The sequence below is a fragment of the Acinetobacter nectaris CIP 110549 genome (genome assembly GCF_000488215.1).
Lineage (GTDB): Bacteria > Pseudomonadota > Gammaproteobacteria > Pseudomonadales > Moraxellaceae > Acinetobacter > Acinetobacter nectaris.
Window position 1 is genome coordinate 68,540 of sequence record NZ_KI530723.1, and the last position, 24,947, is coordinate 93,486.

Sequence of the window (24,947 nt, forward strand, 5' to 3'; positions counted from 1 at the left end):
TCATAGCCAGTCATCTGACGACAACGCGATTTTAGCATAAAGCCCATAAGGCAGATATAAAAAAGGCGAACTTCATCGTTCGCCTTTTTTCCAAACATTCAAATTAGTTCACATAAGTTAACCAATGTTCATATTTTGGATTTTTACCTTGTACTGCATCAAAGAAAGTTTTTTGCAATTCAGTTGTAATAGGACCACGCTTACCTTCACCAATTTGACGGTCATCATATTCACGAATTGGTGTTACTTCTGCCGCCGTTCCTGTAAAGAATGCTTCATCTGCAATATAGAATTCATCACGTGTAATACGGCGCTCTACAACTTCATACCCTAGATCTTTAGCAATCGTAATGATTGTCTGACGAGTAATTCCTTCAAGTGCACCGCCTGCCAAATCTGGTGTATGTAATACACCATCTTTAATGAGGAATACATTTTCACCTGAACCTTGGCATACAAATCCTTGCGGATCCATCAGCATTGCTTCGTCATAACCAGCTTGAGCAACTTCTTGGTGTGCCAAAATAGATACAGTGTAGTTACCACAAGCCTTTGCTTTACACATCGTCACGTTTGGATGGTGATGTGTAAATGAAGAAGTTTTAACACGAATACCTTGTGCCATTGCTTCTTCACCTAAATATGCACCCCAACCCCATGCAGCAACAGCAGCATGAATTGAGTTATCTGTCGAAGCAATACCTAGCTTTTCAGAGCCAATCCAAATAAATGGACGTAAGTAACATGAATTGAGTTTGTTCTCACGTACGACATCAATTTGAGCTTGTTCTAAAGTCGCTTGGTCATAAGTAACTTTCATCTGATAAATCTTTGCAGAGTTCAGTAAGCGTTTAGTATGATCTTTTAAACGAAAAATTGCTGGACCTTTTGGCGTTTCATAAGCACGTACACCCTCAAAGACACCCATACTGTAGTGTAGTGTATGTGTAAGGACGTGAACTTTTGCATCACGCCAATCAATTAACTTTCCATCTTGCCAAATAAAACCATCACGATCAGCCAAATTCATGGCACACACTCCAAATTTCTACATTATTATTGACTGTCCAACGCATTTCCTGCAGTTGGATCAATTAGTTTTTGCCACAATTTGCAAACGATCTCGCGGGTGTCTTGCCAATCCGTTGCTTGAACTTGCATGTTTTTATTTGCAAGGGCTAAACGGTGGCTTTCGGCTCGTTCGCTCAGGTAAGCTTGAATCAAAGCCTGCGCTTCGGCATTGGATAAATTGCCAAGTCTTGCAGCATCTTCTAAGATTCGAACATTGTCAGAGTAGCGGGCGAGATCGGGTTTCGTCCCACTCCATGCCAACACCATATACTGTGCCATAAATTCAATATCAACGATACCACCTGCATCCTGTTTTAAATGAAAAATACCAGATTTTTTTTCTGTCTCATTTGAACCAAGATGGTCTTTCATCTTTTGGCGCATCTTTAATACTTCATCTTGAACAACTTTTGTGTCTCGCACTTGGGTTAATACTTGACTACGGATCACTTCAAAGGCCTTTCGTAATACTTCATCGCCTGCGATAGAGCGTGCTCGTACCAATGCCTGATGTTCCCATAACCACGCACTTTTTTCCTGATACAAACCATAGGCACGTAAACTCGTCACCAATACACCGGCTTCTCCCGAAGGACGAAGACGCGTATCAATTTCATAAGCTCGCCCATCTAAAGTTTGCGTAGTCATAAGTGACATAAACTTTTGTGCAACTTTTAAAGCAAATTCAAAACCTGTAATTTGTTTTAAACCATTGGTATCTGTTTGCTCTTCTAAGTCATGAATAAATACAAGATCTAAATCTGAGCCATAACCCAACTCAATACCACCAAGCTTGCCATAGCCAATAACAATGAATCCTTTGGTATCCAAAGTACATCGCTGTCCATTTTTAAGAACAGGAAAACCAAACCGATCTGCCACTGCGCGATATGCCAAATGCAATGTAGTATCAACACTCACTTCTGCAATATCCGTCAGTGCATCAGACACCTTCATTAAAGGACTTTCAGCCAAGACATCACTTGCTGCCACAGCCAATACATGGCTTTTTTTAAATAAACGAAGCACACGCATTTGATCTTCAATCTGATCCGCTTCTACACGTAAAAGTTGGTGTCGCATCGCATCTTGTAAATCGAGCCGAGTTGGTAGCTCAAAATCCATTGAGAGAAAATCATCCAACAGTACAGGGTATTGTGTTAACTCCTCACAAATCCAAGGACTGACCACAGCCATTTTAATCAGTCGCTGCAATGCGCCTTTACTCTCTACAAGCATAACTAAATATACCGTACGTCTCAGAACAGACTCAATAAGTGGCATTAAACGCAACAATGCACTTTGTGGTTTTTCTGACTGTAAAACAAGCTCAATAAAAGTTGGCCAAAATGCTTTTAAACGGTCCAATGCTTGAGCAGGTAATTTCTTTACGGCATTACTTGACCAAAACTCATGAACAAGTTGTCGTGCAGATTCATCTAAATGTTCATTTAAATGTTGCTGTAGATTTTCTTGATTTGTCACCGTTTCAGTATCTATATTTTCCTGAATCAGTAATTTAAACTGTGCTTTCACAATATGCCGATGTGTATCTAAGTCATCAATAAACTCAGACCACGTGCCATAGCCTAAAGCAATGCGTAGGCGCACTCTTAAATCATCCGTCACCGGTAAAGACTGTGTTTGTTGATCATTAAGTGCTTGGATGGCATGTTCAACACGTCTTAGAAAAAGATATGCATCTTTCAGTTGTTTCACAACAGATGTAGTTAAGAATTCCATCTCAGCCAGATGTGCTAAGCTCACTAAACATTGCCGATCTTGTAGCTCTAACTTTGCCCCGCCATAAATTAGCTGAAAGACCTGCACAATAAACTCAATTTCTCGAATACCACCTGCACCCAACTTAATATCATCTTGCAAATGACGGCGTACTACCTCTTTTTCTATCATGCTTTTCATATCACGCATGGCAGCAAAAGCGGTATAGTCAACATAACGGCGGAACACAAAAGGGCGTGTCATGGCAAGAAGCTCTTGCCCTTTTTCTATACCAGTAATCACTCTCGCTTTAATCCAAGCATAGCGCTCCCACTCTCGCCCATGTTGAATCAAATATTTTTCCAGTGCAGCATAGCTGAGTGCCAATGGAGAACCATCTCCCCAAGGGCGTAAACGCATATCTACCCGAAAAACAAACCCATCTGCCGTAATATGGTCAAGCAAATAAATGAGCTTCTGTCCCCATAAAATACAAAATTGTTGTACATCAATGACTTTCTTACCATTGGTCTCACCTTGCTCATCAAATGCAAAAATGAGGTCAATATCACTCGACAAATTCAGTTCTTGTGCACCGAGTTTCCCCATACCAATAACAATTAGATCTTGTACTGAACCATCTACACCAATCGGTTCACCATATTTCTGTAACAGTGGTTTTTGCGCAAAGTCTTTTGCCTCACTTATACATATATCGGCAAAGTCAGAAAGCTCTTTTGTCAGTTGTACCACATTGGTGAGTTTATTAACGTCTTGCCATATCCAACGAAACATCAACCTTGCACGTAAAATACGCAACAACTTCATCCATTGCTGCTCATCTTCTACTTCTTGCAAAGTCTTTTGCGTTATTCTTACAATTTCTTGCCGTGATAGTCCACTTAAATACTGATCTAAATTATAATCTTCTTCAATCTGCTCACGATAAATAGAAAATACTTTCTCAGCATATACACTTGCGCTTAACGTTTTTTCTAATTGTTCGCCATTCATGCTCTAACCTGCATTTTCTGCCAATATACAAGCTAAACATAGAATAATTTAAATGCTTTGTCTTTAATTAAGTGGTTTAATTTACACAGCGATTTTCTCAACACGCTGTTTTACATTATATTCTTTTTGCACATTGGGTAATAAAATCTCAAATGTTGTACCTAAACCTTTTTTAGAATTTACTGTAATTTCACCATGATTTAAATCGACAAATCGCTTACATAAAACCAATCCAAGACCTGTACCTTTCTCGCCTGCTGTACCTGTAAGAGAGGTTTTTATTTTCGGCTGAAAGATTTCACGCTGTTGCTGGTCATCCATTCCCAATCCTGTATCCGTAATCGAAATACGTACATTGTCCTGATCATTCTCAGCAAAAATAATGACCTTACCTGAACCATCTGTTGGTGTAAATTTCAGTGCATTCGATACAAGGTTTTGTAAGATCGAAGTCACCATATTAATATCGGCATATACTTCGAGTTGATCTGGTATTTGGTCAACCAATTCAATTTTCTTATTCATTGCCAAGCTGTTCAATACACCTGTTACAATATGGCTCGAACGCTGTAAACAAAATGCTTTAGGGTGATACACAAACTGTCCACCTTCTGCCATTGCCCAATTCAGTAAGTTTTCTAGTAAATGATAAGTAGACTGTGCAGTATCATTTAAATAACTGGCAATACGCTGTAGGCTGTCTCCATCTAAAGTCGAAATTTCATCTGCCAATACCTCAGAAAAACCAAGTAACCCATGAAATGGTGCGCGTAAGTCATGCGCTATAACTTGGAAGAATTTGGTTTGACTATACGTTAAAGCTGCAAAGTCATCATTTATTTCTTTCAACTCTGCATTTGACTGTTTTAACGCTATATATTCACCCAAATCTATACATAGCTCGCTTACCTCTTCAATAACATCGGTATCTATCGTTATTTTTTTCTCATCAGAAAGTACCACAAAACCAATAGGTGCATTATTCATTTCAATCTTACAAATAAACATGCTTTCTATATTGGAGAAATGCTTTGCTAAATGTGCTTTTAGCTCTTCGTAAGAAGGCTCATTGGTATCAATATACTGCTTATTTTGTAGATGAGTCACAAGCAACTGAGCTACTGACTTAGATATCTGCTGTGTTTCTAAACCATTCTCAGGATGATCTGAGTACTTCCATAAATATGGTTCATCTTTAAATATACAAATACTATGTTTAAACTGTGTCTGTTTTTTTGCACGGCGCAAAAACCGCATTAACTTGTTATTTTTTGCAGATGGATCGAGCAGAAGTGCAAAATGACACGCACTGAGCTGCTCAATATGATCTATATATGATGATATTGCCATGGTGTCCCTCTCATATCATTGTTTTCTAGTTTTCACTACGGAGAAACCTTACTTAGACAGTGTTAATGCTTTTTACAAAAAAATCAAATAATGAATAGAAGTGTTACATTTAATTAATTTATTTTTAATCTACTGTGAACAAAAATAAACTCATCCACAGTTTAATCTAGTTTTTGTTAACTACATAACACTTTATTTTAATGTGACAAAATAATCTGATAAAAAGCTAAATCAAGCCAGCGATCAAACTTGAATCCAACCTCAGGTAACGTACCTACCAAACGAAAGCCAAGCTTTTCATGTAAGCGTATACTGCCTTCGTTCTGAGCATCTATACCGCCAATCATAGTATGAATACCGTTTTTCTTCGCTGCTTGAATGATTTCTTGCATCAGTTTAAAACCAAGCCCCAAACCACGATAATCTTTATGAATGTAAACAGAATGCTCTACCGTATAAGCATTTGCAGGAAAGTTTCGAAATGCACCATAAGTCACAAACCCCATCAATACACCTTGTGCATTCTCAAAGCCAATAACAGGAAAACTACCCTCTTCTTTTACTTTAAACCACTGTTCAACCTTGGCTAAGGTTCTTTCTTCATATTCATATAAAGCCGTTGAATTTAGAATGGCATCATTAAAGATTTCTAAAATACGCTCGCCATGTTTTTCAAAGCAACAACCTACAACATTAAATTCATTCATTTTTATCAAACTACTATTATCGTATAAAAATATTGTAAGTATTTTACACCTCTTTTAAACCCGCTAGCTAAACCTATATTTCTATTATTTTCTTAATAATTTCTGAACTCGCATTTTCTGCCATTGCATTAGTTTTTGGGAAAAAATAAATAAACGTAACCACACGATAAACAAGTACAACCCCCATGTTGCAATAGGCCAAATTACCCATAATTTATGAGGTGTAAAAATAAAATTTAATAGGCCAAGTATTGAACATACAAGAACATAAGATGCCAGTGCAGTATAAAAGTGAATTTCTTGCTTAACACGACTTTCAGCCTCTAAAATTTTTGAGTCCATAGCATCCTCTGTACCTATACTTTCATCAGAAATATCATGCACACTTATCTGAAATACAGCAGCTAATGCACTCAATGTTTCTAAACTTGCCCTCTCTCCATTTTCTACACGTTGAATGGTTCGAACGCTCAGCGCACTTAATGCTGCAAGTTGCTCTTGTGACCATCCATTTTTTAAACGGTATGCTCGTACTTTACTGTGGTATTCCATAATACTTTCCAAATAAAAACTTTCAGAACAATTATGCTATTTATCTATAAAAATCAACATGACAACAACCTGACAGGATACCGACATTTACCTGACAATAAGGTGACATCATCACATTCACTCAGCTTATTTGCACATACTGCTCAAACCTTAAAAATATCAAGAATGCTTTAAGGTTTAATGATGTATTTATCGTTAAACTTGTTTTGTATGTTTTTTAACCTCAAATGTTAATATGCTCTATATTTTAAAAAATCAGCAATATCGGAACTTATTTCTTGCACAGGTCATTGCTTTAGTCGGTACAGGAATCATTACAATTGCCTTGGCATTGCAGGCATATCATTTTTCCACAGGTCATTCGACAGAAATTTTAGGCATAATTCTCGCAATTAAAATGCTTGCCTATATTTTTATAGGCCCCTTTTTTTCAGCATATATTGAAAAATTTTCGAAGAAAACTGCACTTATTATTTTAGATAGTATTCGAGCAAGCTGCGTCATTGCACTACCATTTGTTTCAGAACTATGGCAAGTTTATCTGCTTGTATTCACTCTACAATCTGCATCTGCCGTCTTTACACCAACATTTCAAGCCATTATTCCAAGCATTTTACCGCAGGAAAAAGACTATATACGTGCACTATCGTTATCACGATTTGCTTATGACTTAGAAAATATTGTTAGTCCAATTTTAACAGGTCTTCTGCTTGCTATAATGAGCTATCATCAACTTTTTTTAGTGGCCGTTATTGGTTTCTTAGGTTCAATTTTCTTCGTATGGCACACAGCTATTCCTACGATTAAATACCGACAACAATCACCCTTTAAACGTATGCAGCAAGGGGCAAAGATATACTTCAAAACACCTCAACTACGTGGCTTAATTCTACTTAATTTAGCAATTGCTGCCGCAAGCGCTATAGTCATTGTAACGACAGTCAGTATCGTCAAATCTCATTTTTCTATGAATACCCAAGCAATTACATGGGCATATACTGCTTTTGGATTGGGCTCAATGCTTGCTGCTTTTTCACTTCCCTCTATTCTTGAAAAATATAAAGATAGAAATGTCATGTGTATTGGTGCAGCCCTACTTACATTAAGTTTATTTATAGGAGAATTTATTCAAAGTTATAGAGAGCTTCTATGCTTATGGTTTATTTTAGGAGTTAGCCTATCCATTACAGAGACCCCTATAGGCAATATTATTAATCGCTCAAGCACAGATCAAACACGCCCAACTTTATTCAGTGCACAGTTTGCTTTTTCTCATGCATGTTGGCTAATTTGCTATCCACTAGTTGGTTATAGCAGTCATTTGGGAATGTCTTTTTGTTTTTTAATGATGTCAGTTATCGCACTCGGCTCGCTCATCACCACACTCATATTTTGGAAAAGTGAAAAAATTGCTATTGAACACAAACATGATGATTTAGCACCTGATCATCCACACCTCGTAATGCATTGTCAGCATGGTGTGCATAAACATGAAATTCAAATTGACGAATATCATCAAGAATGGTTTAAAAAGGGATAAGAGTTGTATGTAAGTATTTTATAAGAAGACTTACGAATGTAAGACTTGGTCCCGAGGGTCGGACTCGAACCGACACATCATCTCTGATAGTGGATTTTGAATCCACCGCGTCTACCAATTTCACCACCTCGGGAAGAGTATGGGTTTGTGTTGTTGTATATTACGCACTTTCTTTACATTGTCAATAAAATCATGTTCGAGTTGTTGCTTTTTAAAGCAAATACAATTTAAAGCCTTTGTATGCTTAAAACAGAAAATGTTTATAATAGATAAAATTTGCTTTAATGATGACTATGCAGCTTTCTGACTTTAACTTTGACCTTCCCGATGAACTTATTGCACGCTACCCACTCGAACAACGTAGTGCTTCACGTCTTTTACATATCGATGCAACAGGTGCATATCATGATCACCAATTCACTGACATTGTAGACTTACTCAATGAAGGTGACTTATTGGTACTCAATGACACTAAGGTAATGAAAGCGCGCTTGAAGGGGAAACGTGAAAGTGGTGGTGCTGTCGAAGTTTTAGTAGAACGTATGCAAGATCAATTCATTGCCTACTGTCATATTAAAGCAAGTAACTCACCAAAACCTGAAACCACCTTATTCATTGGCAAAGATGCTGTGCCTGTAACAGTCAAAGGTCGCCATGAGAACCTTTATATTGTCGAATTTTCACAGCCTATTTTGACTGTACTCGATTTATATGGTCAGCTTCCAATTCCTCCGTACTTCAACAGAGAAGCCGAAGACATTGATACCGAGCGCTATCAAACAGTTTTCAATGACCCAACAAAACTTGCAAGTGTTGCCGCACCTACCGCTAGTCTTCACTTTGATGATGCACTACTCAAAAAACTCGAACAAAAAGGTATCCAAAAAACATTTGTGACATTACATGTCGGTGCAGGTACTTTTTTACCTGTTCGTACCACTGACATTGAAAATCATATTATGCACAGTGAATGGTGTCATGTTCCATCGGAAACAGTCGATTTAATTCAAGCAACCAAAGCACGAGGCAATAAGGTTATTTCAGTCGGTACAACAGCAACACGTGCCGTAGAAAGTGCTGCTCAAGCCCATCAAGGAAAACTTCAAGCATGGACAGGCGATACACAAATATTCATTTATCCAGGATATAAATTTTGTGTAGTCGATCGCTTAATTACAAACTTCCACCTTCCAGAATCAACATTACTGATGCTAGTTTCAGCCCTTTCTAATCGTGAAAATATTCTAAAAGCATACCAACATGCTGTAGCAGAAAAATATCGTTTCTTTAGTTATGGCGATGCCATGCTTATTGACCAAGCAGCCGTATAAATATAAGGCGATACCAACATAGGTATCGCCTTCTTGTATCATCATTCAGCATTTTGTCATTCATTTGAAATAGTCATATTTTTTATAAAATAATAAAAAATAAATCTTGGAAAAAAACATAGACTTCCTTACAAAACACCTGAATAAAAGGTGGCATCTCTACGCATAATTTAGGAAAATAGAACACTTTTAAAGAAGTGCTTATGCACTCAGCATCAGCGAACTGTTTTTTCGCCTTGATTCGGATGACATATGAAGTTTGAAAAGTTAGGTCAGTCTGGTCGTGCCCGTCGTGGCCGCTTAACACTTGAACATGGTGTGGTTGAAACACCTGTATTTATGCCAGTTGGTACATATGGCACAGTAAAAGGCATGCTTCCTCGTGATATCGAAGACATTAATGCCCAAATTATTCTAGGGAATACATTCCACCTTTACTTACGCCCTGGTCTAGAGGTCATTAAAGAACACGGTGGCCTACATGAGTTTATGAAATGGAATAAACCCATTTTAACAGATTCAGGCGGCTTCCAAGTTTTTAGCTTAGGCGCAATGCGTAAGATTAAAGAAGAAGGGGTTACCTTTAGATCGCCTATCGATGGTTCTAAAGTCTTCTTATCACCTGAAATTTCTATGGAAATTCAGCAAACACTCAATTCAGATATCGTGATGATTTTTGATGAGTGCACGCCCTATCCTGCTACCCATGAGCAAGCACAGCAGTCATTACAACTCAGCCTACGTTGGGCAAAACGTTGTAAAACAGCACATACCAATAACGGCAACCCTAACGCACTCTTTGGAATTATCCAAGGTGGTATGTATGAAGACTTACGTGATGAATCTTTAAAAGGTCTTCTTGATATTGGCTTCGATGGCTATGCCATTGGTGGTCTATCTGTTGGTGAACCAAAAGATGAAATGATTAAAGTCTTAGACTACCTACCAAACAAAATGCCAGAAGACAAACCACGTTATTTAATGGGTGTTGGAAAACCAGAAGATATCGTCGAGGCAGTTCGTCGTGGTGTAGACATGTTCGACTGTGTTATGCCAACACGTAATGCACGTAATGGACATTTCTTTGTTACGGATGGTTTAGTACGTATCCGTAACAGTAAATACCGCCATGACCAAGGTCCATTAGACCCGCATTGTGATTGCTATACTTGCAAAAACTTTACACGTGCATATTTATACCATTTAGAGAAGTGTGGCGAAATGTTGGCTTCTATGCTAGGTACAATACATAACTTACGTTATTACTTACGCCTCACAGAAACGATGCGCCATGCACTTGATGAAGGAACATTTGATGCCTTTGTAGAAGACTTCTATACCCGCCGTGGTTTAGAAGTACCACCTTGCCCTGCTGATGAGTAATCTGCATACATTTGCGCTCACTGCCAAGACAAGGTACATTGCTCAAGTAATCAAGTATCTTTTTTGATTTTATTATTTAGGAAATTTAAATGAGCCTGTTTATTTCTACTGCTCACGCCGCTGAAGGCGCTGCACAGCAACCAAGCATGATTGCCAATATTGGTATGATTGTTGTTTTCGTTGCTATTTTTTACTTTTTAATTTGGCGCCCACAATCTAAACGTGCCAAAGAGCATCGTACCCTCATTGAGAGCTTAGGTGAAGGAAGTGAAGTGGTGTTTGCAGGCGGTCTAATGGGTCGTATTAAAAAAATTGAGGGTGACTATGCAGTTGTTGAACTGAGTCGCGGTGTAGAAATCAAAATTCAACGTTCAAGCGTTGTTTCTGTACTACCAGAAGGCACTCTAAATAGTCTTTAATTTTTTATTTCAAGTCGTGCAAATGCACGACTTTCTCATATTAAGAAGATAGCAAATGCGTTACCCAGCATGGAAATATTTACTAATCATTTTTGTTCTTGTGATTAGTACATTATACGCACTGCCAAGTTTGTACCCAGATGAACCTGCTGTTCAGATCTCGGGAGCCAAGGCTGGTACAACGATTGACCAGTCTATCTTACAAAAAGCAGAGCAAATTTTACAAAGCGAACAAATTGCAAGTCACAACAATAGCTTTACAAATAATGCTGCGTTACTACGCGTAAGTAACTCTAGCACACAATTAAAAGCTCAAGATGCTTTACGTCGCGGTCTTGGTGACAACTATGTTGTTGCATTAAACCTTGCACCAACTACACCACTATGGCTACAAAAAATTGGTGCTAAACCAATGAAGCTTGGCCTTGACTTACGTGGTGGTGTTCATTTTCTACTCGAAGTAGATATGGACAAAGCAATTGCGCAACGCATGGAAACATCTACGACAGATTTACGTCGTCAGTTCCGTGATAATAATATTAAATTTAATAATATAAGTTTAAATAATAATATTATTACTGTGCAGTTTGCAGACAACAATGATCGTGATAATGCGATGGGGTTCTTACGTCGTAATGGCAATGAGTTTTCTCAACAAGCACTTGCAACCGATACAGGGCCAACTTTACGCCTAAACTATACAGATACACGACGTCAGGAAATTCAATCATACGCTGTTAACCAAAACTTAACGACACTTCGTAACCGTATTAACGAGTTAGGTGTTGCTGAGGCTGTTGTACAAACAGAAGGTAGTAACCGTATTGTTGTTGAATTACCGGGTGTACAAGATACTGCGGAAGCAAAACGTGTCCTTGGTCGTACAGCAAACTTAGAGTTCCGCTTAGTTGCAAACCAAAATGATCAATATATCGACCCTTATACAGGTAAATATAACGGACAACCTTTGCCTGCAGGTACTGAACTGTTTGCGTATCAATCACTTAATAGTGGTCGTCAAATCTTACTACAGCGTAACCGCATTTTAACGGGTGAACGTGTTCAGAATGCATCTTCAGGTTTAAGCCAAGACTCTGGCGGTGCTGAAGTAAACATCACACTTGACAGTGCTGGTGGTAAACTGATGTCAGATGCGACACGTAGTGCTGTTGGCAAACGTATGGCTGTATTATTTATTGAAAATAAACAGCGTATTACCTACGTTACCGACCCACATACAGGCGCTCAAACAGAAGTCCGTACACCTTATACAGAATCTGTAGTCATTAATGCAGCAACGATTCAGCAAATGCTCGGTTCACAGTTCCGTATTACTGGTTTAAGTTCACCTCAAGAGGCTGCTGAGCTATCGCTCATGTTACGTTCAGGTGCACTTGCTGCGCCAATGTACTTTGTTGAAGAGCGTGTAGTTGGCCCTAGTCTTGGTCAAGAAAACATCGACAAAGGTATTTTATCTACCGAAGTTGGCTTTATTCTTGTTGCACTATGGATGATTGTCTTCTTCCGCTTATTTGGTTTGATTGCAAACTTTGCATTGGTATTTAACCTCGCAATGATTCTAACCATTATGTCTTGGATTGGTGCATCTCTTACCCTACCCGGTATCGCAGGTATTGTTATTACCATTGGTATGGCAGTCGATGCAAACGTTCTAATTTGTGAGCGTATCCGAGAAGAAATGAAGTGGGGAGCATCGCCAAAACAAGCGATTGTTGCAGGTTATGATCGTGCCTATAACACCATTTTCGACTCGAATTTAACAACATTTATTGTTGCTTTCATTCTATTTGCAATTGGTTCAGGCCCTATTAAAGGATTTGCCGTCACACTTATGATTGGTATTATTTGTTCAATGTTTACAGCAATTACTGTAACTCGTGCAATTGTCCAACTTATTTATGGCAAGCGTCGTAACTTACAAAAGTTGAGTATCTAAGGAGATTAATATGACCAAAGTAACTCAACCAGAGAAGCAATACGGCCGCCCAGATAACGAACGTATTATTCACTTTATGAAGATTGCTAAACCAGCAGCAATCATCTCTGTGCTTATTACGCTTGCAAGTATCTTTTTCATTTGTACCAAAGGTTTAAACCTCGGTTTAGACTTTACAGGTGGTATTGCTGCAGAAGTAACGTATCAAAGGGGTGTCGATCAAGACCAAGTTGTTCAATCTCTTGAAACATCTGGTTTTAAACATAGTGTTGTACAAACATTAGGAAGCAATACCGATTTGCTCATCCGCATGCCTGTACAAGACATGAAAGTTGAAGATCTCAATGCAGCACTCACGAAAGCAGTACAAGTGCCAAATAATGTTGCAACATTACATAAAGTTGACTCTGTGGGTGGTCAAGTCGGAAATGAGCTTTATGTACGCTCTGCGGGTGCTGTAGCACTTGCACTGTTACTCATGCTTATTTATGTAACAATCCGATTTGAGTTTAAAATTGCGATGGGTGCAATCTTATCGTTATTCCACGATATCATTGCAATCTTAGGTGTTTTTGCCTTAATGCAATGGCCTTTCGACCTCACAGTTTTAGCTGCTGTGCTTGCTGTAATCGGGTTCTCACTGAACGATAATATTGTGGTCTCTGACCGTATTCGTGAAAACTTCCGTAAAATTCGTGGTGCATCGCCACGCGAAGTCATTGATATTGCACTGACAGAAACTTTACGTCGTACCATACATACATCTATGACATTAACTTTAGTTGTCGTGTCTATGATGTTACTCGGTGGTGATGGCTTACATTGGTTCTCTGTTGCAATGTTTGTGGGTATTTTTGTTGGTACTTATTCATCTATTTATATTGGTACAGCATTTGCGCTTTGGAGAGGCTTAAACCGCCAAGACTTCATTGTACAAGTCAAACCTGAATTTGATGAAGAACATCACAATATTCCATAATTCTTAATGATAAAAAAACAGCACCATATGAGGTGCTGTTTTTATTTAAAAAAAATTTCTGCATCCATACCTAAATCCTGATAAGCAATAGTCATCATAGAAGATTTCATGTCAAAGCATTGGTAACGAAATCGTCCGAGCTGTTCATGTCTTACGATACCCATGTTAGTTTTATCATCGATATTTGTATTTAACGTTTTTAGACTGAGTCGAATACCTAAACCATGTGCTTTAAGCACAGCTTCTTTAATCGTCCAAATTTTTAACCAAATTTTTTTACTTTTCCCCATTTCTTCCCATTTTCGTACTTCTTCTATATGGAAATATCTTTTAGCTAAAGCATCCATGTGAATACTTCTTGAAAAGTCTTCTATATCAACACCGACGTGAACATTCTGCTTGTTATATACCAATGCATAGAAAGATTGACTATGTGATTGGTTAAAGCATAAATGAGGATAATCAATCGCATAGGGTTTACCATACCGATCTTCTGTAATATTTATTGGCTTATCTGTGTGTAAAAATTCTTTTAAATAAAAATTACGTTGATTTTGAATATTTTTCTTTTCTATTTTAGTCAGTACTTTTTTATTTGTGGAACTCTCTGTATTCAACAGTTTTTCTAAGCAAAGATAGTGAACAAATATTTTCATAGATATATTTCTAAGCAAGTGGTTTACATGAAAAAGCCAAGCATCAAGATGCTTGGCTTTTTTATATTTAAGCAATATTAGCGCTTATACTTTTTCTCAGCTTTCTTGAATTTTTGCACATAACGACGGCGACGTGCAGCAGTACGCTCATCTAATTGTGACTTACGACCTTCAAATGGATTCTCTGAAGTCTTAAATTCAATTCTCACTGGTGTTCCTTCAAGCTTATAGACTTTACGGAAAATATTTTCTAAATAACGACGGTAATCAGCAGGTGTTTTATCTACTTTATTACCATGAATCACAATCGTTGGTGGGTTTTGTCCACCCATATGCGCATAACGCATTTTAATACGACGACCTTGAATTTGTGGTGGCTGATGCTGATCTGTTGCATCATTCAAAATTTGAGTTAATTTTGATGGTGATACTTTTAAGTTTGCTGACTCATATGCACGATGGATCGATGGGTAAAGTTCCCCGACACCTGTGCCATGTAAAGCAGAAATAAGATGAATCTTCGCCCATGGAATAAAGTCAAAACGTCTTTCTACATCTAACTTCACTTGCTTACGATCATATTCGGACATATTGTCCCATTTATTAATCGCAATTACTAAAGCTCGACCTGCTTGTAAAGCATAGCCAATTAGATGTAAATCTTGCTCAACAATACCTTCACGCGCATCAATCACAGCAACAATGACATGTGCATCTTTAATCGCTTGTAAAGTTTTAACAATTGAGAACTTCTCAATCGTTTCATCTACCTTACCTTTACGTCGCACACCCGCTGTATCAATCAGTGTGTATTTACGTTCGTTACGCTCGTAAGGAATATAAACAGAGTCTCGTGTTGTACCCGGCATATCATAAACGACAACACGCTCTTCACCCAAAAGACGATTCACAAGTGTTGATTTACCAACATTTGGACGACCGATGACAGCAAGACGTAAACCTGTAAGTTTATCTAATGTCTCTGGATTCTCATCTTCTGGCACATCAATTAAGATGTCTTCAAGCATTTGCGCAACGCCACGACCATGACTTGCTGCAACATGCATTGGCTCGCCGAGGCCAAGTTTATAAAACTCCACAACAGCAGCTTCAGCATGAACACCATCAACTTTATTGGCAACTAAGAAAACTTTTTTTCCAAGAGCACGTAAATCTCTTGCAATCTGTTCATCTGAAGCCAATAAACCCGCACGCGCATCTACGACAAAAACAATCATATCAGCTTCATGGATTGCAGTTTTAGACTGCTCAGCCATATAGCTATCTATGCCTTGTTCACTTTCACCAATACCACCAGTATCCACCACAATAAATGATTTATTTTGATACACAGCATCACCATATTTACGGTCACGTGTTAGACCAGCAAAGTCAGCAACAAGTGCATCACGGCTTTTAGTGATTTGGTTAAATAATGTCGATTTTCCGACATTTGGACGCCCAATGAGCGCAATTACGGGTTTCATAAATTAACGATTCTGCCAAACGCTTAACGCGCCTTTTTGAGTTGAAACATAGAGTTGGTTATCAACAACACGTAATGAAGTTACATCACCTTTTGTCATTGAACGACCAATAATTTTACCAGTACTCGGATCAAGTAAGCTTAATGCACCGTCAAAATCACCAACGACAAGATCTGAGCCAAGTAATACAGGATTACTTAAGTTACGGTGTAGAAGTTGATCATTTTCCCACAACTTCTCCCCTGTCAACAAGCCATAAGCAATAATTTTACCATCCATTGTCGTAATATACACAGCATCTTGTGTCACTTCTGGACGTTTATTGCTACTTGCGTTATCACTCCAAACAACTTGTTGCTGCTGTAGATCTGTCACAGTGACTTGTCCTTGATAACTTGTTGTTACCATGAACTGTCCCATCATCACAGGATCACCATCAATATCATTAAGACGTTGAACATCAGTTGAACCTTCAGCAACCGCAACACGGCGCTGTAGTCGTGGCATACCACTCACGACATCTATGCCATAAACATAAGCGTTTGCTGTGCCAATAAGCACTGTATTTGGATCTAATTGTGTTGGTGCAGCTTGACCACGTAAGCTAAGAGCTACAGTTGGTAAACGGTATGTCCACAGCTGTTGCCCCGAACTTACGTCATGTGCATACACATTACCATCATTGGTGACAGTGATTACTCGACCTTGCTGAATATAAGATGGTGTAATAATTGGGCCAGACAATTGACTTGTCCATTTTACTGCACCTGTCGCTTCATCTAATCCGAACAGTTGACCCTTTTGATTACCCACAATAACCATGCCATTGCCTGCAACTGCGCCTGCACTCAATGTTTCATGCTTAGAAATGCGTGTTGCCCAAAGACGTTTATTGCCCTGAAAAGCTTCAACCGTATCTTTTTTAGGATCAATAAAAAATAACGTGCCATTATCTACCGCAATTTGTAGACGTAATGGATCATTTTTATTGGTTGCAGAAACATGCTCAGAAAAAACTTGTTGTAGGGTTTTAGCTTGAACAAGTTTTGGTAATGGATTTGGTTTAATTTTTTCAACTTTTGGCTTATTACTTGAGCAGCCCACTAAAGCAGCAGCAACAAGAGTCAACACAAAAGGTATTTTAAATCTTTTATTCATTTAAGAGTCATCCGCTTGTGTTTTCAAAATTGGACTTTCAATGTCTGGATCATTTACCAAAATACCAACACTTTCAAGTTTGGTTCGTAAAATTTGTGGTTGCTGCTTATGCTCAACAGCCTCTTTCCATGCATTTTGATAAGCTGTACGTGCATTCGTAACATCATTTTTATACACAAAAATGTCACCACGTGCTTCATCTACTGTTGCTTTAAATGAAGGTAACTTAATTAAATCAAGTGTTTTCACTGCTTCATCATATTTCTTTTCAGCAATTTGTACATATGCAAGATGTAAATTCACCAGTGCAATTAAGCCCTCATCACTGACTTTAGACCCTTGCACTTTCATTAAAGCACGCTCTGCCGAAGCATAATCACCACGATCGGAATATGCTTTTGCAACCACCAACTCTGCTTGTATTGCTTGTGCTGTATCTGTGCCATTACTTACAATAGCATCTGCTGATGTGACTAAACCAATCATCGCATTTTTATCAGACATAGAAGCTGACTGTGCTTGATCCATCAATTGCTGCACACGAGCAGTTTCATTTTGCCCTGTTACAAGCTGCTTCTTTTGCCAATAGTTCCAACCAAAAAAAGCAATTAACGCAATGAGTACACCACTAACAATTGCCGAGCCATACTTCTTTGTCAGTGATTTTAAATTGTCGAGTTGCTCTTCTTCTGTTAGTGCACTACTCATCTGACGATCCCTTTTGCTAAATTAGATAAATTAAGAAAACTGTTGCAATAAAAATGAAGTGATTTCTGAAATGGCAACTTCAGTTTGCTCTGCATTTGCAAGCGTTTTAAAACCAACTTGCTGTGCTTCATATTCACGCTCACCAAGAATCATTGCAAATGTCGCACCAGATTGGTCTGCTTTCTTCATTTGACTCTTCATACTGCCTTGTGAGCCGACTTTTAGTCGAATTTTAGAATCTGCACTTTCAAGTTCATTTCTTATTTTTTCTGCTAAAACAAGTGCTTTACCTTGATAGCTTGGATCTGCAACTAAAAAGACCTCACAGTCACAAATAGGCTGTGCTTCTTCAACTTGTTCTAATAATAAAAGTAAACGCTCCATACCCATTGCAAAACCAACAGCAGGGACAGACTGATTTGCTTTACCTTTTAACTGGCCAACCAAACCATCGTAACGACCACCTGCACATACCGTTCCTTGTGAACCCAATGCCGTAGTTGTCCACTCAAATACTGTTTTGTTGTAATAGTCTAAGCCACGTACAAGCTTTTGATTCACTACAAAAGCAATACCTGCATCTGTAAGATACTGTTTTAGTTGCTCAAAATGCGCCATGCTTTCTTCTTGCATGAAGTCATGCAATTTTGGTGCATTTTCTAGAATCTTCTGCGTTTTTTCATCTTTAGAATCTAAAATACGTAAAGGATTTGTTGTCAAACGGCGCTGAGAATCCTCATCAAGATCATTCTTATGTTCTGTTAAAAACTCAACTAAAGCATTACGGTAAGCTGTACGCTCATCCATTTCACCCAATGTATTTAGCTCAAGCTGAACCTTGTCTAAAACACCCATTTGTTTCCACAAGCGTGCTGTCATTAGAATAAGTTCTGCTTCGATATCTGGTGTTGCTACACCAAATGTTTCTACACCAAACTGATGAAATTGACGATAGCGTCCTTTTTGAGGCTTTTCATAACGAAACATTGGGCCTACATACCATACACGAGGCGTTGCCCCACGCAATAAGTTATGCTCGAGCATGGCACGAACACAGCCTGCTGTACCTTCTGGACGTAATGTTAAAGACTCTGGCGGATTACCTTTATCTAAAAAGGTATACATCTCTTTTTCAACAATATCTGTTGCATCACCAATTGCACGTTTAAATAATCCTGTTTGCTCAACGATTGGCAAACGAATTTGCTGGTAGCCGTATGCATCCATTAATGATGCTAAGTGATGCTCCAAACGTCGCCATGCAGGCGTTTGTGTTGGAAGAATATCGTTAAAACCTTTAATTGCAACAATTGAACTCATGATGATGAACTACGAATAATTTCTTTTGACTTTGCTTTTTCAAGCTCTTTGACACGCTGACGAACCATCGTTTCGATTTCGTCAACCAATTGATCGGTATCGATAAGATGACTTTTATCGCCATTACGATAAACAAGCGAACGCGGGCTTGCACCAACCACCCCAATATCTGCTTCTTTTGCTTCACCTGGGCCATTTACTTTACAGCCAATCACAGATACATCCATTGGTGTACGGATATCTTCTAAACGCTCTTCAAGAGATTGCATTACTTTAATCACGTTAAACTCTTGGCGTGAGCAACTTGGGCAAGCAATAAAGTTAATCCCGTTTGAGCGCAAAGTAAGGGATTTAAGAATATCAAAACCAATTTTGATTTCTTCTTCAGGCTCTGCCGCTAAAGAAATACGCATGGTATCGCCAATACCATCGAGTAATAACCCACCCAGTGCGATTGCAGATTTAACAGTACCTGTACGGTAAATACCTGCTTCAGTCACACCCAAATGTAATGGGTTATCAATTTGCTTCGAAAGTAAACGATAAGCATCAAGTGTTAAAAATACATTAGATGCTTTTACACTCACTTTAAACTCATGGAAATTTAGACGATCTAAAATATCAATATGACGTAAAGCAGATTCAAGTAAGGCTTCACCTGTCGGCTCACCATATTTTTTTTGTAAATCTTTTTCGAGTGAACCTGCATTCACACCAATACGCATAGAAATATCGTTGTGCTTAGCTGCTGCAACCACTTCTCGAATTTTTTGTTCAGAACCGATGTTACCCGGATTAATTCTTAAACAATCCACACCATAATCGGCAACAGCAAGTGCAATCTTATAATCGAAATGAATGTCAGCAACCAAAGGGACATCTACTTGCTTTCTAATTTCGGCAAAAGCACGAGCAGCATCCATAGAAGGTACAGATACACGCATAATGTCTGCGCCTGCTTGTACACAACGTTGAATTTGTGCAACAGTTGCATCAACATCACATGTCTCTGTATTGGTCATACTTTGGACACTAATTGGTGCATCACCACCAACATAGACAGAACCAACACGAATTTTTCGTGTTGGACGACGCTTAATCGGGTTTACTATCATTATTACTGCTCAACTTTGTCTTTTTAACGTGATAAACGGAAATCAGCTTTGCCGTTTACTGTATATGGAGACAATGAAATAGACTCACCATTTAACTTTAATGACACAGCGCCAGCATCGTTTAAACGAATTTGAAAAGGTGTTTGACCATTAAGTGTTAAATTTTCAGCCTGACGACCCGTTGCCAAAACTTTACCTGTTGAATCAACAATATTCAGTGATGTTGGACGAGAGATATGAAGCTCAAGTTTATCACCAGATACAGGTTGACTTTGATCTACAGAAAGTACTTGTACATTTGATTGTGCATTTGCAGGTTGTGCTTGTTTTTTCTTAGACATCCAACTTTGAATACCTGCAACAACTAGCCATATGACCAAAAGCGCAACTACAATAATCATAATTCGCTTCAGCCATTTACGACTTTTTTCACGACTTGAGCCCGAAAGTTTTCCCATTATTTTAATTGGAGAATCTTTTAAGCCATGATTTGCCTGCATACCCGTATCATTCTGATAGATTTCATCAAATCTTTGAATAATTGTAGAAGCATCTACATCTAAATGCTTGGCATAGCTCCGATAATATCCCTTAATAAAAGCCGCTTCTGGCAACGATTTATAATCATCTTTTTCTAAAGCTTCAATGGTACGCAGTGGAATATTGAGTGCCTCAGCAACAGTTGATAAATCATATTTTTTATTTAGGCGAACATGGCGTAAATACTCACCAGGACGTTGAACATTACCTAATGTATTCGGAGTCGATTGCTTACCCGCCGTTTGTTGTGAATTTGGATTTACTTCCATACCGCCTCAGTACTGTACTGTAATTGCAAATAACGCTGATATTCTTGGCTATCTGGATATAGCGCGCGTAACTGATTAACCAAGACCTGCATACTCATATTATCACCATTCGCACGCGCAATGCGAATCCCAACCCAAAGTGCTTGAGCACTTTGGTTTTTACTGCCAACAACACGTACATACCCCTCATAAAATTGAGCTGCTGCATTATATTGTTGACGTTGGTACGAAATTTCTGCCAACTCTATCATCGAAACAGATGAATCCTGATCAACACGCAAAGCGTTTAAAAATGCCTGTTCTGCATTTGTTGTATTTCCTAGGCGCAAATATGTTTGACCTAGATTTTCTAAAGCCATTGCACGTTGATCATAACCTAATGTAGAGCCAGCAATTTGTAGCTGTTTTTCTGCATCATTATAACGTCCAATCTGATATAGATAACGTCCATAGTTATTTCTGACTTGGGCATCTGCAGAGTTTAGTGAAATCGCTCGTTTAAAGTAACGATCCGCTTTCACTAAATTATTTGGGCTACCTTCTTGTTGTAATAACACACCCATCATCATATTTGCAGTTGCATCACGGTCATCTTTTTGTAATGCTTCGTCAAGAGAGCGCTTCGCAGCGTCTAAATCTCCAGAGCGAATGTATTCTGCCGCAATTTGTGTTCTTACCTCAGCAGACTTCTTTGGGTTCTGCTTTAACGCTTGAGTTGTTTCGCACCCTTGTAGTGCTAAACTCAATATTAAACCTACAACTGCATATGATGCTATTTTTTTCACGCACTTGCCTCTACATTATTTTATCCTTGAGATCGAATAATTTCGCCTTGTTGCGCAACTTTCTTTTTCCATTGCTCAGCACGACGTGTTCGATCGGCGACTTGTCCAACGAGTTGTCCACATGCAGCATCAATATCATCACCACGTGTCTGACGAATTGTACAAACAAAACCGGCATCTGATAAAGCTTTTTGAAATGCAATAATACGGTTTCTACTAGAACGACCGTAAGGCGCATGTGGAAATGGGTTAAATGGAATTAAATTAATTTTACTTGGTAAATCTTTCAATAGCTTAATAAGCTGCTGTGAATGTTCAGCTTGATCATTTACACCATCTAACATGACATACTCAATCGTGACATGTTTACGTGCACTTTCATTACCATCTTTACGAATATAACGCTGAGCTGCTGCAATAAGTTGTTCTAATGGATACTTTTTATTGATTGGTACAAGTTCGTTACGAAGTGCATCATTTGGCGCATGTAATGAGATAGCAAGTGCTACATCTAGTTCTTCAGACAACTTATCCATCATAGGTACAACACCCGATGTAGATAAAGTCACACGGCGTTTAGACATACCATAAGCAAAGTCATCCAACATTAAAGACATTGCTTTAACTACAGGTTTAAAATTAAGTAATGGTTCACCCATTCCCATCATGACTACATTGGTTACAGAACGAGTTCTTTCTGCAATCTCAACATCTTCCATATAGGATTGGTTAGCTACCCACAATTGACCAATAATTTCATCTGACGTTAAATCACGCTGAAAGCCTTGTTTACCTGTAGAACAAAAAGAGCAATCTAACGCACAACCGACTTGAGATGAAATACAAAGTGTCTTACGTGCACCTGTCTTATCATCTGCGGGAATAAGTACAGTTTCAACCAATGACCCTGCGCCATCACCAACACGAAAGACCCATTTACGTGTGCCATCTTTAGAATAATTACGATGCACAACTTCAGGGGCTTTAATTTCACTAATACGTTCTAATTTTTCACGCAACTTCGCTGAGATATTTGTCATCTCGGCAAAGTCTGTTACAAAATATTGGTGAATCCACTTCATCACCTGCCCAGCACGAAATTTTTTCTCGCCAAGCCCTTCAAAAAACACCTCTAATTCTGCCCGCGACATGCCCATTAAATTTGCTTTGGGTGTTGTATTCTCAGGCTGAGCTGTGGCGTTATGGTGTTCACCTGTGACAGACGATGAACTAACTGCTTCATGAGCCATGTGTATTACCTAATAATGTCGAAAGAAGAAAAATAGAGGCTGCTTTTCAAATAAAAATGTAAAGCATAAAAAACCAGATAAGCATTATAACACTTATCTGGTTTGAAGTGGCCGACGAATTAACGTGTACGTGGGCAAACTTCTGTTTGTGCGAAGAAGTAAGAAACTTCACGCGCAGCAGATTCTACAGAGTCAGAACCGTGAGCAGCATTTTCATCGATGCTTACAGCGAAGTCTGCACGGATTGTACCAGGAGCTGCTTCTTTAGGGTTTGTTGCACCTAGAATATCACGGTGAGCCAATACAGCATTTTCACCTTCAAGAACAGATACAACAACAGGACCTGAAGTCATAAATGCAACTAAATCAGCAAAGAAACCACGTTCTTTGTGTTCAGCATAAAAGCCTTCAGCTTCAGCTTTAGACAAATGCTTCATTTTAGTTGCAACAACTTTAAGACCAGATTTTTCGAAGCGAGCAAAAATATCACCAATGTGGTTTTTTGCAACAGCATCAGGTTTTACAATCGATAATGTACGTTCAATCGCCATGATTGGCTCCTTAAACAAGAGTGAGAAAAATTTTCCGCATTATAGCGGTGTAAGCCGAAATAATCAGCTTTGAATCTATAAAAGTCTAGTTTTTTATGTGTTTTTTAGTCTGCTTCATCAATCCAAGCCATTTGAATTGCTTCAAGCAACCCTTCTGTCGACTTATTTGGATCATCACCAAACTCAGGTAAGGCACAAATCCATGCATGCAGATCGGTAAATCGTACCCATTGTGGGTCGACATCTGGATGTGCTTCTGAAAGCTCAATCGCAATATCAATGGTATCTGTCCAACGTAAAGCCATACCTATTCCTTATATTTGTGCCACACATTAGACAGTACTTTAACAAAAAAATAAGGGAAATTTATTACTGTATATCTTTCTATAACAAAATATTAAAATAAAATGAAAGATTAATGACCAATGCTGCCATTGTTGCTCCTAAAATTGCACCAACAAGCACATCACTTGGATAATGTAAGCCCAATACCATACGGGAAAGTGCAACGCACAATGTAAATGGAATCATAATCACCAATAAAACTGGCTGAATATAACCAAGTACGATTGTAGATAAAACCGCATGTAAAGTATGACCCGATGGAAAACTAAAATGATCGAGCGGGCGTTCTCCAAGTACAATCACTTGATGCACTTGATAAGGTCTTGGTCGCGTTGTTTTATGCTTGAGTAGTTTATAAAGCAAAGTTGCGCAACTACTCGCAATCATTAAATAAATAATTTGTCGGTAATAACTATTTTTATGCATGAGCCATGTGGTCAACATCATGGCATACCAAAATGTGCCATCTCCTAAACGGCTGACAACTTTAAAAAAACGTGCAACAAGCTTTACCTTTGAAAATCGATTTAAGTAAATGCAACCTTTTAAATCGAGGGCGAGCATTCTTATTTTTAACTCTTGTAGCATCATCTTATGCCCCTTCACTTTTCTTACTCTTTGGCCGCAAGCTCATAGTAAGACGAATTGTTTTTTTTCAGACACTTTTTCTAAACGTATATTATAATTAAAGCATGACACCACTATGAATACCATAAAAAAAGCCCCACGGTCAAAGTG

23 protein-coding genes and 1 tRNA gene are annotated in these 24,947 nt (G+C 38.5%); 6 read left to right on the forward strand and 18 right to left on the reverse strand.

Annotated elements, in window-relative coordinates; genetic code table 11:
- Positions 1–103: 103 nt before the first annotated feature.
- From P256_RS06810 to P256_RS06830, 5 genes are all read right to left on the reverse strand, one after another.
- Positions 104–1,030 (reverse strand): branched-chain amino acid transaminase, encoded by a 927-nt coding sequence (locus P256_RS06810; RefSeq protein ID WP_023272951.1) that lies wholly within the window; start codon positions 1,028–1,030, stop codon positions 104–106.
- A gap of 26 nt (positions 1,031–1,056) precedes the next feature.
- A complete protein-coding gene (glnE, locus tag P256_RS06815; protein ID WP_023272952.1) occupies positions 1,057–3,807 on the reverse strand; it encodes a bifunctional [glutamate--ammonia ligase]-adenylyl-L-tyrosine phosphorylase/[glutamate--ammonia-ligase] adenylyltransferase in 2,751 nt (916 codons plus the stop codon).
- Positions 3,808–3,888: 81 nt separating this feature from the next.
- Positions 3,889–5,157 (reverse strand): sensor histidine kinase, encoded by a 1,269-nt coding sequence (locus P256_RS06820; protein ID WP_023272953.1) that lies wholly within the window; start codon positions 5,155–5,157, stop codon positions 3,889–3,891.
- Positions 5,158–5,354: 197 nt separating this feature from the next.
- A complete protein-coding gene (locus P256_RS06825) occupies positions 5,355–5,864 on the reverse strand; it encodes a GNAT family N-acetyltransferase (protein ID WP_023272954.1) in 510 nt (169 codons plus the stop codon).
- Positions 5,865–5,948: 84 nt separating this feature from the next.
- Positions 5,949–6,416, reverse strand: a complete 468-nt coding sequence (locus P256_RS06830; RefSeq protein ID WP_023272955.1) for a helix-turn-helix domain-containing protein — start codon at positions 6,414–6,416, stop codon at positions 5,949–5,951.
- Between the two features lie 235 nt (positions 6,417–6,651).
- Here P256_RS06830 and P256_RS06835 point away from each other — a divergent pair, with 235 nt between their 5' ends.
- On the forward strand, positions 6,652–7,956 hold the full coding sequence (locus P256_RS06835) for an MFS transporter (RefSeq protein ID WP_023272956.1): 1,305 nt from the start codon (positions 6,652–6,654) through the stop codon (positions 7,954–7,956).
- A gap of 46 nt (positions 7,957–8,002) precedes the next feature.
- Here P256_RS06835 and P256_RS06840 read toward each other — a convergent pair.
- A tRNA-Leu gene (locus P256_RS06840) sits at positions 8,003–8,089 on the reverse strand.
- 160 nt (positions 8,090–8,249) lie between these two features.
- Here P256_RS06840 and queA point away from each other — a divergent pair.
- The 5 genes from queA (at position 8,250) to secF (ending at position 14,025) form a co-directional block, all read left to right on the forward strand.
- Positions 8,250–9,287, forward strand: a complete 1,038-nt coding sequence (gene queA / locus P256_RS06845) for a tRNA preQ1(34) S-adenosylmethionine ribosyltransferase-isomerase QueA (protein WP_040331942.1) — start codon at positions 8,250–8,252, stop codon at positions 9,285–9,287.
- Positions 9,288–9,539: 252 nt separating this feature from the next.
- Complete coding sequence (gene tgt / locus P256_RS06850) at positions 9,540–10,670, forward strand: tRNA guanosine(34) transglycosylase Tgt (protein WP_023272958.1); 1,131 nt, start codon at positions 9,540–9,542, stop codon at positions 10,668–10,670.
- 89 nt (positions 10,671–10,759) lie between these two features.
- Positions 10,760–11,089 carry a preprotein translocase subunit YajC gene (yajC, locus tag P256_RS06855; RefSeq protein ID WP_023272959.1) on the forward strand — a complete coding sequence of 110 codons (330 nt, stop codon included), beginning with the start codon at positions 10,760–10,762 and terminating at the stop codon, positions 11,087–11,089.
- A gap of 55 nt (positions 11,090–11,144) precedes the next feature.
- Positions 11,145–13,046 (forward strand): protein translocase subunit SecD, encoded by a 1,902-nt coding sequence (gene secD, locus P256_RS06860; RefSeq protein ID WP_023272960.1) that lies wholly within the window; start codon positions 11,145–11,147, stop codon positions 13,044–13,046.
- Positions 13,047–13,056: 10 nt separating this feature from the next.
- Positions 13,057–14,025 carry a protein translocase subunit SecF gene (gene secF, locus P256_RS06865; protein WP_023272961.1) on the forward strand — a complete coding sequence of 323 codons (969 nt, stop codon included), beginning with the start codon at positions 13,057–13,059 and terminating at the stop codon, positions 14,023–14,025.
- A 41-nt stretch (positions 14,026–14,066) separates the two neighbouring features.
- Here secF and P256_RS06870 read toward each other — a convergent pair whose 3' ends face one another.
- The 12 genes from P256_RS06870 to P256_RS06925 form a co-directional block, all read right to left on the reverse strand.
- Positions 14,067–14,681, reverse strand: coding sequence for a 4'-phosphopantetheinyl transferase family protein (locus tag P256_RS06870; protein WP_023272962.1), 615 nt, complete (start codon positions 14,679–14,681; stop codon positions 14,067–14,069).
- A gap of 77 nt (positions 14,682–14,758) precedes the next feature.
- The gene (der, locus tag P256_RS06875; protein ID WP_023272963.1) at positions 14,759–16,168 is read right to left on the reverse strand and encodes a ribosome biogenesis GTPase Der; all 1,410 of its coding nucleotides are present in this window, start codon (positions 16,166–16,168) and stop codon (positions 14,759–14,761) included.
- 3 nt (positions 16,169–16,171) lie between these two features.
- Complete coding sequence (bamB, locus tag P256_RS06880; protein ID WP_023272964.1) at positions 16,172–17,326, reverse strand: outer membrane protein assembly factor BamB; 1,155 nt, start codon at positions 17,324–17,326, stop codon at positions 16,172–16,174.
- Positions 17,327–18,034, reverse strand: a complete 708-nt coding sequence (locus P256_RS06885) for a YfgM family protein (RefSeq protein WP_023272965.1) — start codon at positions 18,032–18,034, stop codon at positions 17,327–17,329.
- Between the two features lie 30 nt (positions 18,035–18,064).
- A complete protein-coding gene (gene hisS, locus P256_RS06890) occupies positions 18,065–19,354 on the reverse strand; it encodes a histidine--tRNA ligase (RefSeq protein ID WP_023272966.1) in 1,290 nt (429 codons plus the stop codon).
- Positions 19,351–20,469, reverse strand: coding sequence for a flavodoxin-dependent (E)-4-hydroxy-3-methylbut-2-enyl-diphosphate synthase (gene ispG / locus P256_RS06895; RefSeq protein ID WP_023272967.1), 1,119 nt, complete (start codon positions 20,467–20,469; stop codon positions 19,351–19,353). Before ispG ends, hisS begins: the two co-directional genes overlap by 4 nt.
- A gap of 23 nt (positions 20,470–20,492) precedes the next feature.
- A complete protein-coding gene (locus tag P256_RS06900; RefSeq protein ID WP_023272968.1) occupies positions 20,493–21,278 on the reverse strand; it encodes a helix-turn-helix domain-containing protein in 786 nt (261 codons plus the stop codon).
- The gene (pilW, locus tag P256_RS06905; protein WP_023272969.1) at positions 21,269–22,063 is read right to left on the reverse strand and encodes a type IV pilus biogenesis/stability protein PilW; all 795 of its coding nucleotides are present in this window, start codon (positions 22,061–22,063) and stop codon (positions 21,269–21,271) included. The genes P256_RS06900 and pilW overlap by 10 nt, the downstream gene beginning before the upstream one ends.
- A gap of 20 nt (positions 22,064–22,083) precedes the next feature.
- On the reverse strand, positions 22,084–23,313 hold the full coding sequence (rlmN, locus tag P256_RS06910; protein ID WP_023272970.1) for a dual-specificity RNA methyltransferase RlmN: 1,230 nt from the start codon (positions 23,311–23,313) through the stop codon (positions 22,084–22,086).
- 119 nt (positions 23,314–23,432) lie between these two features.
- A complete protein-coding gene (gene ndk, locus P256_RS06915) occupies positions 23,433–23,864 on the reverse strand; it encodes a nucleoside-diphosphate kinase (RefSeq protein ID WP_023272971.1) in 432 nt (143 codons plus the stop codon).
- A 104-nt stretch (positions 23,865–23,968) separates the two neighbouring features.
- A complete protein-coding gene (iscX, locus tag P256_RS06920) occupies positions 23,969–24,169 on the reverse strand; it encodes a Fe-S cluster assembly protein IscX (RefSeq protein ID WP_023272972.1) in 201 nt (66 codons plus the stop codon).
- Positions 24,170–24,248: 79 nt separating this feature from the next.
- Entirely contained in the window at positions 24,249–24,800 is a 552-nt protein-coding gene (locus P256_RS06925) for a phosphatase PAP2 family protein (RefSeq protein WP_023272973.1), read from the reverse strand.
- Positions 24,801–24,947: the final 147 nt, after the last annotated feature.